At 53.9% G+C, this 12734-nt stretch carries 13 protein-coding genes; 4 read left to right on the top strand and 9 right to left on the bottom strand.

The genetic code is table 11. The features are described from left to right. Positions 1-181: 181 nt before the first annotated feature. The 8 genes from ACGHAD_RS06335 to ACGHAD_RS06300 form a co-directional block, all read right to left on the bottom strand. The gene (locus ACGHAD_RS06335) at positions 182-1804 is read right to left on the bottom strand and encodes a family 16 glycosylhydrolase (protein ID WP_382416325.1); all 1623 of its coding nucleotides are present in this window, start codon (positions 1802-1804) and stop codon (positions 182-184) included. Between the two features lie 726 nt (positions 1805-2530). Further along, entirely contained in the window at positions 2531-3136 is a 606-nt protein-coding gene (locus tag ACGHAD_RS06330) for a helix-turn-helix domain-containing protein (RefSeq protein WP_339616135.1), read from the bottom strand. Positions 3137-3601: 465 nt separating this feature from the next. Next, complete coding sequence (locus ACGHAD_RS06325) at positions 3602-4216, bottom strand: dUTP diphosphatase (protein WP_339616345.1); 615 nt, start codon at positions 4214-4216, stop codon at positions 3602-3604. Positions 4217-4291: 75 nt separating this feature from the next. Beyond that, complete coding sequence (locus ACGHAD_RS06320) at positions 4292-5083, bottom strand: TatD family hydrolase (RefSeq protein ID WP_382416327.1); 792 nt, start codon at positions 5081-5083, stop codon at positions 4292-4294. A 72-nt stretch (positions 5084-5155) separates the two neighbouring features. Further along, entirely contained in the window at positions 5156-5506 is a 351-nt protein-coding gene (locus ACGHAD_RS06315) for a PilZ domain-containing protein (protein WP_041523574.1), read from the bottom strand. A 115-nt stretch (positions 5507-5621) separates the two neighbouring features. After that, a complete protein-coding gene (locus tag ACGHAD_RS06310) occupies positions 5622-6284 on the bottom strand; it encodes a DsbA family protein (RefSeq protein WP_382416329.1) in 663 nt (220 codons plus the stop codon). Beyond that, positions 6284-7351 carry a lytic murein transglycosylase gene (locus ACGHAD_RS06305; RefSeq protein ID WP_339616138.1) on the bottom strand — a complete coding sequence of 356 codons (1068 nt, stop codon included), beginning with the start codon at positions 7349-7351 and terminating at the stop codon, positions 6284-6286. Before ACGHAD_RS06305 ends, ACGHAD_RS06310 begins: the two co-directional genes overlap by 1 nt. Positions 7352-7453: 102 nt before the next feature. Next, a complete protein-coding gene (locus tag ACGHAD_RS06300) occupies positions 7454-8455 on the bottom strand; it encodes a DNA polymerase III subunit delta' (protein ID WP_382416331.1) in 1002 nt (333 codons plus the stop codon). 137 nt (positions 8456-8592) lie between these two features. Here ACGHAD_RS06300 and ACGHAD_RS06295 point away from each other — a divergent pair, with 137 nt between their 5' ends. Both ACGHAD_RS06295 and traF read left to right on the top strand, forming a co-directional pair. Then, positions 8593-9243, top strand: coding sequence for an RluA family pseudouridine synthase (locus ACGHAD_RS06295; protein ID WP_382416333.1), 651 nt, complete (start codon positions 8593-8595; stop codon positions 9241-9243). Between the two features lie 155 nt (positions 9244-9398). Then, positions 9399-10586 carry a conjugal transfer protein TraF gene (gene traF / locus ACGHAD_RS06290; protein WP_382416335.1) on the top strand — a complete coding sequence of 396 codons (1188 nt, stop codon included), beginning with the start codon at positions 9399-9401 and terminating at the stop codon, positions 10584-10586. Between the two features lie 41 nt (positions 10587-10627). On the opposite strand, the gene tmk is transcribed toward traF, so the two are convergent. Then, the gene (gene tmk / locus ACGHAD_RS06285) at positions 10628-11272 is read right to left on the bottom strand and encodes a dTMP kinase (protein WP_382416337.1); all 645 of its coding nucleotides are present in this window, start codon (positions 11270-11272) and stop codon (positions 10628-10630) included. Positions 11273-11505: 233 nt separating this feature from the next. Between tmk and ACGHAD_RS06280 the strand changes: the two genes are divergently transcribed. Then, complete coding sequence (locus tag ACGHAD_RS06280) at positions 11506-12000, top strand: peptidylprolyl isomerase (protein WP_382416339.1); 495 nt, start codon at positions 11506-11508, stop codon at positions 11998-12000. Positions 12001-12003: 3 nt separating this feature from the next. After that, on the top strand, positions 12004-12726 hold the full coding sequence (locus tag ACGHAD_RS06275; RefSeq protein WP_382416341.1) for a UDP-2,3-diacylglucosamine diphosphatase: 723 nt from the start codon (positions 12004-12006) through the stop codon (positions 12724-12726). Positions 12727-12734: the final 8 nt, after the last annotated feature.

Genomic DNA, 12734 nt, shown 5'->3' with positions numbered 1-12734 from the left:
ATTACCGCGTCCGGACGGGCCGGTATTATAAGCTATTGAGAAAAAATTTCATCTATAGGAGGGGGACGTATGCGAGGCGGGCTTAAAGAGTAGACAAAGGCGTCAAACTGACCGCATTTACCGCGTGCAGCGGCATCGCGTCACTGGCACCACCGCACCGAGGCGCGGTGGTGCCACAGGGCTAATCGGCGGGCACCTCTAAGCGGACATTGTCAAACGACACATCAATGGCACCGTTGGATTCAATGACAAACATATTGGCAATCAACTCGATATTGGCAGAGCCCCCGGCCAGTGAGTTGCCGCTAGCGCGAAGCGCCTCGACACCGATGCTAAAACTGCGCCACTCCCCCAGGGGCGCAACCGGTACCGTGGTATCACTGGCGTTGGGCCAACCGCTGTCGATTTTTACCAACAAGTTGCTGCCATCGGCCGCGCTGTTCACCTTGTAATCAAACGCCAATACCCCGCCATCTACCCATGAGGATAAATCAGCGGCGCCATCGCTTACCTGAAAGTAAACATTACCGTCCACCGCCGGCTTGGCGTAATTAAACACAAAGCCCCGGCCCTCTTCGACGATATCGCTCGACCAAGTCACCTCTCCTGTCGGGTTATAGCTGTTAACCTCTAAACCGGCGACCAGAGCGTCGTCAAACATGGTAAATAATGGCGGCGTGGCAAACTCCGAGCCTTGTAGTGCCGGTGGTGTATGCCCTTCTATCAACTCGGCATCGTCACTTACGGTGGCACAACCCTGGCCAGTAGAGGGTTCACCCGAACACTCGTATACCCGCACATAATCCACTTCCATGGTTTGTGGGAACACCGACTCGTCGATGCCGGTCTCATTGACGTTGCCGGCCCAGTTGCCACCAACCGCCAAATTAAGCAGCATATGGAAAGGAGAGTGGCGGTCAAAAGGCGCGCCTTCCGGCGCATCAATCAGCTCGCCCCCCACCTCGTACTGAGAGTACCAGCCTGAATCCCGGTGAGTCGCATAGTGCACATCGTCCACGTACCAGCGAATTTCACCGGCTTCCCACTCAAGCGCATACTCGTGAAAGGCGTCGGCGGGGTTGGCGCCATCGGGCAACTGATAATAAGCCCCCGAATGCACGTTGTTTGGCCACGTACTACCATAGTGCAAAGTGCCGTGTACTCGTGACTCTACATCCCCATCGGCAGCACCGGGGGCATCCGACTGAGCTTTTAGGTTAACCGCTTCCATAATGTCAATTTCGCCACTGGAGGCCCAAACACCATAGGGCGAATTGGTCGGCAGCATCCATATCGCCGGCCACGTACCCTGCCCAGCGGGCAGTTTGGCACTGATCTCAAAGCGACCAAACGCCCACTCAGCCAAACCACGCGTGCGCAAGCGGGCCGACGTGTAAGGCAACGTCGTCTGTTGACCACCCTCACCACTGGGAGAGTTAGAGCCGGTAAAGTCCTCGCGTTTAGCGACTATGGTGAGCATCCCATCGGCAACGTAGGCATTTTCAGCCCGATCGGTATAACACTGCTGCTCGTTGTTGCCACCGCCCCAACAAGAAGTCTCAAACTCCCACTTGCTGGAGTCGATTGCATCGCCGTCAAAGTTATCCTCCCATATCAGTTGCCACTCGTTACTCGCAACTGGCTCACTACTGCTTGAGCTGCTGTCGGCGGAGCTACTTTCACTGGAACTGGAGCTAGAGCTAGACGCTACTGGGGTACTGGACGACGAGCCGCTATCGTTGCTGCCGCCACAGGCGGACAATGCAATCATTAGGCTGATGGCAACGCTCAATTTGCATTTCATGGGGGGAGTCCTCATTATTATCGTAGATTCGGTTTCCATCGCCCCGTGCCAATAACACAACACGTGTACGACAGCTCGAACCAGTATTGTCCAACCGGGAGAGGACGGCGCCCCACCTTGCGCAAAAGCGTAATATGGGAAGAGCTTATGCAACACATATGGCGGCGCGCTCAGTGTCACATCGCAACGATGACAAAAGAGATACTAAAAAACTCGCGAACCGACGACAAACCGTGTAAGAGACATGACCGTAGAACCAATACTAATCTGGCAAGGCCCGATCAATCATTTTCAACGCGTTACGGATGTATGCGACACGATTATTGCGCTCTCACACACTTTTCAAGATCGAGTCAGTTTGGTTAGGAATAAAGGCGGTATCTGGGGATGAGCTGCTCTGGCTTCAGTTATGGTTAAAAGCAAAATCATTGACTGGCACAGTCAGAATCGGTGTAATTAATATACAGATCTCGCCAGCGTGACAACGCACGTTTCTCTTTTTAACCGGCTGCAGAGACAGACCGTGGCCCAAGCCAATCCCTCTCTGCGAGATATTCATTTTGTCACTTGCCTAAGTGATAGCTTACGTGAGCGCAGCCCACACTGCTTTCTCTGCCGCTTCACAGCCTTCACTTTGCCCTGTTCACTTAGCCACTAAAATAGACCTCCATGGGACACAGTCGCGGGGAACTGAAAAGCCGTGCTTCGTAGCTAGGCGAAACCTATTTACTCCTCGGGCGTGATCTCAAATCCATAAACTATACCGCTTTGCCCTGAAACCTTAACAGAAGCAGGCTGACGGTACTCTGCCAAAACAGAAGGCGCTGATATTAATTTATACTGCTGATTCGCCTGTAACTCGTAGATTTTAGCTTCAAGTAATATTGACCCATCGGGGGTATTAAGAGGCACAACTGTTATTTTTAGTTGGTTTTTCAGTTTGTACTCGCTTTCGGCGCCCACGGAACCGGAAAAACGTACATCGGCGAACGGTTCGTTATTTTTCAAGACTTTAACAGCAAGAGTAATCGAGTCTACCTCAGTGCTTGTAGCGTACAAAACCAAAGACGCTACAGTCATCATCATTACTATTGTAGTGCCAACAGCCATGTGTAAGTAACGTTTCTTTTTTGGCTGTTCCACCAACTCAGCTACCGTCATACTAAAAGCAGACGCTAAAGCCAACACCGACTCCTTAGAAGCCACGCCACTCTTTTCAATCCGCTGCACGGTACGCAGACTGATATTGGCCGCTTCGGCCAGGTGTTGTTGACTCCAAGCTTTTTGAGTACGAAGCTCTATCAGTTTATTGGTATCTATATTCAAATCCATATTCTTGCCCTCGGTTATTGGCAATTTATTCTGACCGAAAACAAGCTCCGTTAATGACGAAAGTTTTACGACACGGTTACGACATCTTTACGTCAGCAGACCATTTAGTTGGGTGCCCACTGGATTCTAAACAAATCGCGAAGAGGTGCTACGAAGCACCGCTTTTAACCCCCTGCAACCAGCCGAACGGAGGTCTATTTTAGGGGTAAGCAAACAGGAACAAGGTGAATGGCGCGGAGCGACAGAGAGAGCAGCCTGGGCTGCGTTTGCGCAAGTCTCATCAGGCCACGGATGGCATGTCGAGACAGCCCTCTAAAATCGGCCGTAGCGATGGAACCCGTTATAGCTGCATGGACGCAGTGCAGGAGAGGCCATTTCGTTAGTTTGATTTGCCCAGACCAAGAAAATTCACTCGCCACGCCCGGCTATACGGGCATATGAAAAAGCTGACAAAGCCAGACTTAACTACTTAACGTAGCGCCCTTCCAAAGCCCCATAAACCGCTTTAGAAAAACCCACATCAGAGGCATCCAAAGCCTCAACTACCTCCACTAAATGCTCGTTATCCTCGCGGCCATCGGCCCAAATTTTACGGTAGCTACCGTCTTTATAACCGTGATCTTGACGAAAAAAGTTAAGCACATTCTTACCCACATAGCGGCGATAAAGCTCGGCGTAGCTCATATTAACGCCCGCCATTAAACGGCCAAACAGTTCTAAATGAAACGCTTGATCGTTAAGGGTGGCGGCGGTAAAGGCTTCTACATCTAAACGTAGGTCGGTTTGGTCGGTGTTGATATCCAGCTCGCTTGCCACTTTATCGGCAATCTCATCAACGCTGGCACCGCTTTGTAAAAGAATACTTAAACCAAAGTGCCAAATATCGATCAGCTCTAGTGCGACTTGCTCGGTGTCGGGGGTTTGGTGCTTCCACCACTTCCAGCCGTAGTGATCCATCAGCTCGCCACATTCGATCCAGATGGCCCGGTACCAGGCGTTGCCCTGCTCGCGCCACGCGGAGTGGACTTTGCTGTTCATGTCGTCCTGCAACTGCAGCATGGCGCGGGTTTGTTGTTTGATGGTTTCCAGTGACACGGGCAAATCCTCAGGGTTTTTAAACTGTGCTGTTATTTAGTGGGTTGCTTTATGAAGGCGCTACTGCGGGCGGTGCGCTTGCGCCCGATTAAACAGCCGATAAAAGTTCTCGGTGGTAATTTCGGCCAATTCAGCGTAGCTGATGCCTTTAAGGTCGGCGACAAATTCGGCGACTTCACGCACGTACTGTGGCTCGTTGGGTTTGCCGCGATACGGCACCGGTGCCAAGTACGGCGAATCGGTTTCGACCAATAAGCGATCGAGTGGCATATTGCGCGCGACTTCTTGCAGCTCTTTGGCGTTTTTAAAGGTGACGATGCCCGACAGAGAGATGTAGTAGTTCATCTCCATGGCGGCTTGGGCCATCTCCCAGCTTTCGGTAAAGCAGTGCAACACACCGGCATGCTCGGGGTTGCCGTGGGCCTTGATTAAATCGAGAGTATCTTGGCGCGCGTTGCGGGTGTGTACCACGACGGGCAAACCCACCTGCCCGGCGACCTCTAAGTGCAGCGCAAAACTGGCTTTTTGCTCATCGATACTGTCGGTCTCGTGGTAGTAATCGAGGCCGGTTTCGCCAATGGCGACGACTTTATCGCGCCCGGCCCACTCGGTTAATTGCTCGCGGGTGGCGGTACCGGCCGACACATCGCACGGATGCACCCCCACAGAGGCTAATACCGAGGGGTTTTGCTGGGCGATCTGAATAACCTGCTCGACGTTATCTAAGCTGATGCTGATGCACAGCATTTGTTTGATGTCGCGCGCGTGCGCGGCGGCCAAGGCTTGATTGAGCTGGCCATCGTAGGGGTCGAGATTAATTCTGTCCAGGTGGCAATGGGAGTCCACTAGCATATTGTCACCATTTTTTGGCTGTGTGTATTAAATGACGCGGGTTGGGTACAGGCGGCGCCGAACAGCGCCGCGTTACATGGTATGGGTGGGCCGGTCTGACTCGAGCGAGCCGGCCAAATAATTCTCTATTTTGGTCACGGCAGTGTTGTCTTCGTCGGTAAATTGCACACCAATACCGGCGGCGCGGTTGCCTTGGGCGCCTTTGGGCGTGACCCACACCACTTTGCCCGCGACGGGGATTTTTTCCGGCTCATCCATCAAGTTAAGCAGCATAAAGACTTCATCACCCAGCTTGTAAGGCTTATTAGTGGGGATAAACAGGCCGCCGTTTAGCACATAGGGCATATACGCGGCATAGAGTACGGCTTTGTCTTTAATGGTCAGTGAGAGAATGCCGTTGCGGGCGCCGCCGAGTGCTTGCATAGAGTCGATCCGATCAATAAGCGCTGTAAGCTACAGCGCTAGGCTATTTATACGTGTAGATAATATCTATCACAAAGGTAATGGATAAGCCGCACGGTGTCCAGCGCCGGGCCCGCTAGCACCAGCTTGCGCTATCCGGAGGCCGATTGAGCAACTCCTCGACATTGGCGCGTATCACCCGATACCCGACATTGCCAAACAAAGTTTGCCGCCCACCGTCGAGCACATACGAGGGACTGCCTTTGATGCCGGCAAGGCGCGCGCCTTGGTAGTCGGCCATTAAGGCGGCCATCGCCGCGCCGCTGTCGATGTAGCGTTGCAGCTCAGTCCAACCGAAGCCGGCGTTTGCGGCAATGCTCGCCAATACCGGCAGCTGGGCGATATTTTGGGCGTGGGCAAAAAACGCCTGGCGAATAGCCAACGCCAGGGCCGCCCCTGCGGAAACACCTGCCGCAAGCTCAGCGGCTTTAATCACTAAATGCGCGCTGGCCGAACTTGCCGGGCGCACACGCGTCCACACATCGGGATGCAGGGTGAAATCAGAATACTCGTTTAACGCGTGAGCAACATGTTGGGCAAAGCCCTCATAACCGCCCCGCTCGCCCCAGTTAGTGGCTATTTTGCCCGCCACATCGCCAAACACATCGACGCAGTGGTAACGCAACGCCACCGCGTCTTGCATCTGTGCTTGCAACTCATCCACCCGCTGCTGGGCCACCCACGCCCAGACACAGAGCACATCGCTGTAGTAATCGATGCTAATGGGCGAGCTGGGCATTATTTTAACTCATCCGACAGTAAGCCGATGGATAGCGCGTACTTAAACGACGGATTAAAACTCATGATGGTGCAAAAGTTACGGTAGACGATATAACCTTTATTATCGCCTTTGTCTGCCAATACCAACGCCGCTGGAATTGATACATTGGGCAAGTCTGACCCATCGGCGCGGCGCACCCCCAGCTTTTGCCAATCGCGCAAGTCGCGCCATACGCCTAAGCTTTTAAAGCGTTTACAGTCAGCATCGGGGGTTAAACCGGCCGCCTGTTCGGCGGGCAAGCTTTGCTCGCCGCCCTCGGGCAACTGTACCGGCCGGCCCCAGGTTTGATCATCGCGCCAACCGCGGGGTTTGAAGTAGTTAGCGATCGAGGCAAACACATCAGCCTTGGTGTTCCAGATATCGCGTTTGCCATCGCCGTCAAAATCGACGGCGTACTGCTGATAGCTATCGGGCATAAACTGCGACTGCCCCATAGCGCCGGCCCACGAGCTTTTCAACTCAGCGTAGGTCGGGAAGCCGCTGTCGAGCATATCGAGGGCGGCTAAAAACTGCTTGCGAAAATAGGGCCCACGGCGTTTGTCGTAGGCCAGCGTCGCCAATACATTAAAAATGGGCTCTTTAATGGGGTAAGTACCATAGTTGGTTTCCATCCCCCAAATTCCCACCAAAAAGCGCGGCTGTACGCCGTATTTTTGCGCGACTTGATTGAGCACCTCGGCGTTTTCGGCCATCAACTTGCGCCCGGTGGCAAATTTCCAATCGGTTAAGCGCGCACTCAGGTAGCTGTCGTACGTTTGCACCACCTCGGCTTGATTGCGATCAGTTTTAATGATGCGTTTTACCGGCGGGGTAATTTCTGAGAAGGCTTGCTTTAGGGTTTGCTCGCTAATGCCGCGCTCTTTCGCTTCTTGGTATAACTCATCGAGCCAGAGCTGAAACTGCGCATCCTCTTCAGATACGGCCGAATCACCGGCGGGCTCGGCGGCAAACAGCGCTCCGGGCAACAGGCTTAACGTTAAGCCTAACAGCGACAACCGAAGCATGCGTGTAGCGTTTTTTATCATAGCGATTTACTCGATGGGCAAGATTGAGAGTACAAACATTACCATAGAGTCTGAATTTTTTGTGGGTAACGGTTCAGCAAATTGCCAACAAGTGTAAAGCGTTTAACCGCGCGCCCTTAGCAAAACACCCCAATCCATCAGCAGCTCTTCTAACAGTAATTGCACGTTGGGGTTAGCACCACTGGCCAGCAGCTTTTTGCTGTGTAGCAATTTTTCTTGAAAACGGTGCAGCAAGTTCGGTGAAATGGCTTTTAGCGTTGCATTTAAACCGGCATCAATATCGGCAAAGCGCGCACACTCGGCACCTACCTGCCAACACGCCAAGTCGTGTAGCCACGCGCTAAACCAGTCAACCGCAGCACGACCATCACCTTTTTGCCAGCTGGCGGCAACGCTTAAGGTGTCCGTTTGGCCTAAGGTCAGCTGGCACAAATCGCTGGCCCAGCGCTCACGTTGATCGAGTGCGTCCCCTTGCAGTAAATCGCGCGCGGCCAGTGGCGCCCCCCGGCTCAACGCTAACAGCTCGGCCGCACTATGGCCCGAGCCCGACACCAGCGGCATCAACCAGTGTAAGCTTTGCTCGTGGGGCGGTATCGCCATGGTGCGCAACTGACAGCGGCTGCGAATAGTGGGCAACACACCACTGGGAGAGTCGGTAACTAAAATCAATAAAGTATCGGCGGCCGGCTCTTCCAGCGTTTTTAATAGCGCGTTCGCGGCATTGCTGTTCATGGCCTCGGCCGGCATTAAGGTCACCACTTTATAGCCCGACTGCTGCGCGGTTTTATTTTGCGCCTCGGTCAACGCTCTTACATCACCCACTTTAATCGCCTTGCCGGGCTCTTCTGGTGCCACTTGGATAAAATCAGGGTGGGTACCGGCACGGTTTAGCTCGCAGGACTTACAGTTACCACAAGCGGACTCAGACACCGGCCGCTGGCACAATACATACTGCGCCATGGCCGTCGCCAAGTGCCGCTTACCCAGACCGGGGCTGCCCGAGAGCATTAGCGCGTGGGGTAAACGGCTATCACTAAACTGCTGTACAAAGCCCTGCCATAACTCTTGTTGCCACGGGTACGGCAGTGCGGGGAAGTCACTCATGTCTTGTTCATCCAGTGTTGCGAGCGCGCAGCTTACCAAGTGGCAGCACATTTGGCGATAATCGCCCTTGTACGAATGGCGATGTCTGGGATAATGGCCACCACCTGACTGCCGAGCCCTACTATGACTGTATCGCTATGACCCCATCTTTGCCCACACCGTCTGTGCCGCTCGTGTACCAAGATGATGCTTTGGTTATCGCCAATAAGCCGTCGGGCTTGCTGACGGTGCCAGGGCGCGGTCCAGAAAAACAAGACTGCCTGATTAATCGTCTGCTGGTGAGTCACCCCAATAGCCGTATCGTCCATCGCCTAGATCAGCCGACCTCGGGTATCGTGATTGTGCCGCAAAGCTACGAGGCGCTGCGCCACATCGGCCGCCAGTTTGAAACCCGGCAGGTCAGTAAACGCTATATTGCAGTGGTGGCGGGTATTATCGAGCAAGACGAAGGCGCCGTCGAGCTGCCGTTGATTTGCGACTGGCCCAACCGCCCGAAGCAAATGGTTGATTGGGATAATGGCAAAGCCGCCCTCACCCATTACCGGGTTTTGGCGCGCGACACGGACACCCAGCAAACCCGCGTCGCGCTAACACCGGTCACCGGCCGCTCCCACCAGTTGCGGGTGCATATGCTCGAGCTGGGCCATCCCATTGTGGGCGACACGCTCTACGCGCCCGAGGCGGTCATTGCCGCAAGTAACAGGCTATTGCTGCACGCCGAGCGCATCAATTTTGCACACCCTATCAGCGCTGAGCCATTGACGATTGAATCTTTGGCGCCTTTCTAGCTCCTCCTAACCTCACCGATATTACCGCTTCTTACCGCCCCACACCTTCCGCAATGCTCTGCACCCCCAATATTGACTATGTATTTTTATGCGCCAAGTGTTTAGAATCGCCGCGCGTTTTGGCGCATTTATCTAAATCATGGAGCTGTAGAACAATGAACAAAGCAATACTCGCTACTTTAGTAGCACTCGCCTCCCAGTCTGCCTTTGCGGCAGATAACGGTAACGGACGACTGAGCGGAAAAGCGGGCGCCGCTTGGGCGACTGGCGACTTTGTCGATGGCGCATTACTTAACCCGAGTTTGGCCGCTAACTTTAAGGCAGAAGACGATTTCGCGCTAAATTTAAATCTGGGGGCTTTCGCAACAGACCCTGATGATCTCATCGAGAATGTTGATGACCTGGACGACCTACTCGATAAGTACGAAGGTTATGGTTACAACGGCACTGGTGACGACAGAACCTCTCTAGACTCAGATGACGCTGAGAAGATTAACGAGCTACTGCAGGATATTGACGGCAGCGCCGCGTACGTTGAAGGCGGTGCGAGTATAGCGGTGGCCATCCCCAACCAGGTTTTAGCTGCTACCGCCTTTGCCCGGGCTTCATTGACCGGCAGTTTTATACCTGACATCAGCGACAGTGACTTCACGCTGATCGAAAACAGTGTCGATGCGCCCTTCTCCAGCGACGAGCTAACCTCTGAGGTAACTACCGTAGGCGCCCTCGTCACGGAATATGGCGTGGCACTTGGCAAACGCCTCAGCTGGCGTGAAGAGGGCGATTTACTCGTCGGCGTAACCCCCAAAATGGTCGATGTTGAAACCTTTTATTACCGCGATAACGTCAACGATTTTGACGTCGATGAGATCGAAGACAATCACGAAGATTACACCTACAGCAGTGACTTTTTTAGCTTAGACGCCGGCGCCACCTACCTTAAGGGCCCCATGAGTTACGCCCTTGTGCTCAATAACATCATTGGCAAAGATGTCAAAACCGTGGTTGAGGGTGAGACGTTATCCATCAAACCACAAGCCGTGGCGGCCCTCGGTTACGATATTGAGTGGTTTAATGCCGAGGCGGCGCTAGATTTAATGCCCGCCGAGAACTTCGCGTTACATGATGACGTGCAACAGCTGCGCGTGGGCGCCGAGTTTGGGGCCAACTATTGGGCTCAGTTGCGCCTGGGCTATAAAACAGACTTAGAAGGCACGCTTGAAGACACCTACTCCATTGGTGTCGGCCTCAGCCCCTTCAATGTGGTCAATGTAGACATCGCACTCACCGCGGGCGATAAAAATACCTACGGCGGCGCCTTGCAACTGGGCATGCGCTTTTAACCGCGACAACCCGACGTAGCAGGCCCTGTGAGCCGCCCGATCTATAGCGATAGACTCGGCGGCTCACTTAACAGGCGCGCCAAACATCCCGCAATATCCCGCTGAACCTCGTTTAACGTCTGACTTGCATCCACTTGCGCGTAGTGCGCCGGGTTGGCATCGGCGCGCTCGCGGTAGGCCGCTCGCACCCGATTAAAAAACGCAATATCCTCACGCTCAAAGCGGTCCAACTCGGCCCGTGCCGCCGCGCGCTGTAGGCCCAGCTCGGGTGCGATATCAAGTATCAGCGTTAGATCGGGGCGCAAGGTATCTTGCACCAAGTGTTCTAGCTCGCCAATCACGGTTTTATCCAGGCCCCGGCCGCCACCTTGGTAGGCGTAAGTGGCGTCGGTAAAGCGATCGCACAAGACCCAAGTACCCTGAGCGAGTGCGGGTTTAATCACTTGCTCTAAGTGTTGCGCACGCGCGGCAAAAATCATCAACAGCTCGGCTTTATGAGCCACCGGCTCTTCACGGGTCGCCAATAACAGCTCGCGTAATTGCTCGGCTAGCGGCGTGCCACCCGGCTCGCGGGTCACCAATACATCAATACCGCGCACGGTTAGCCACTCGTGCACAAAGGTCAGGTTCGTACTTTTACCCACACCCTCGGTACCCTCAATGGTTATAAACTTGCCTCTGGCCAAGGTGGTCGTCGCTCCTTAATACTGGTTAGGTCGTGTTTTGGCTATTCAGCGCTCATTTCATGACTGTGTGGACCATTCAGCCAAGCTGAGCAGTCTACACATAAGCGACAAACTCGGCGAGGTGTCCGCCATAATCCGCCTTCAAGTTGGCAAGTTAACGCAATATGGGTTCCGTAACCGGCCCCGGCATCGTATCATTAGCGCCTTTTTCAGGTAGACCTTAAGGAACCACTATGATTACCCTGCACACCAACTACGGCGATATCACCCTAGAACTGGATTTTGACAAAGCGCCTAAAACCGCCGCTAACTTTAAGCAGTATGCCGAGGACGGTTTTTACAGCGGCACCATTTTCCACCGTGTGATTGATGGCTTTATGGTGCAAGGCGGTGGCATGGATGAGAACATGAGCCAAAAAGAAACTCGAGCCCCCATCGAGAACGAAGCCGACAACGGCTTAAAAAACCTTGCCGGCACCGTGGCTATGGCACGTACCAATGATCCACACAGCGCCAGCTCGCAGTTTTTTATTAACGTACAGGACAACGACTTTTTGAACCATTCGGGCAAAAACGCTCAGGGCTGGGGCTACTGTGTGTTTGGCAAGGTCACCGACGGTTTGGACGTGGTAGAAAAAATTCGCAAAGTTAAAACCGGCAGCAAAGGCATGCACCAAGACGTGCCGGTTGAGAGCGTTATGATCGAAAGCGTGACTGTTGCTGCATAGCACATGACCACGCTGTTTATATCAGACCTGCACCTGCACGCGGCCGAACCGGCTGCGGTGCAGGCATTTTACGACTTTTTAAGCGAGCGCGCCCTCGGCGCCAAAGCACTGTATATTTTGGGCGATTTCTTTGACGCCTGGATCGGCGATGATGACGACGAGCCACTGGGGCACGAGGTCGCCGCCAAATTACGCGAGCTTGCCAACAGCGGCGTTGACATTTATTTGATGCCTGGCAACCGGGACTTTGTACTGGGCAATGTGTTTGCCGCGCGTGCGGGTGCCACCATGCTGACGGACCCAACCGTCATCGACCTGTACGGCCAAACCACGGTTTTATTGCACGGTGACAGTTTATGCACCCGCGACCAAGCTTACATGGCCTTGCGTGCGCAATTGCGCTCACCCGAGTGGCAAGCGCAAGCGCTGGCACAGCCGCTGCAAGTGCGCCGCGCGATGGCCGAGCAATTGCGGGCAAAAAGTAAAACCATGAACAGCTCAAAGCCCGAGGACATTATGGATGTTACCCCAGAGGCAGTGGTTGAGCTTTTACGGGAAAATAACGCCAGCTTAATGATTCACGGCCATACCCATCGACCCGAGCGCCACCCCCTAACGGTAGATGAACAACCTGCCGAGCGTATTGTGTTGGGCGACTGGCACGACAATGCGTGGTGCTTAGTCGCCAACGAGGACGCTCTGACGCTTGAGCACTGGCCTATTTAAGTGGCAAC

Source organism: Gilvimarinus japonicus (genome assembly GCF_042847215.1).
In the GTDB taxonomy this organism is placed as follows: Bacteria; Pseudomonadota; Gammaproteobacteria; order Pseudomonadales; family Cellvibrionaceae; genus Gilvimarinus; species Gilvimarinus japonicus.
Note: the sequence above shows the minus strand (reverse complement) of the source record. Positions and strands in the feature narration are given on the sequence as shown.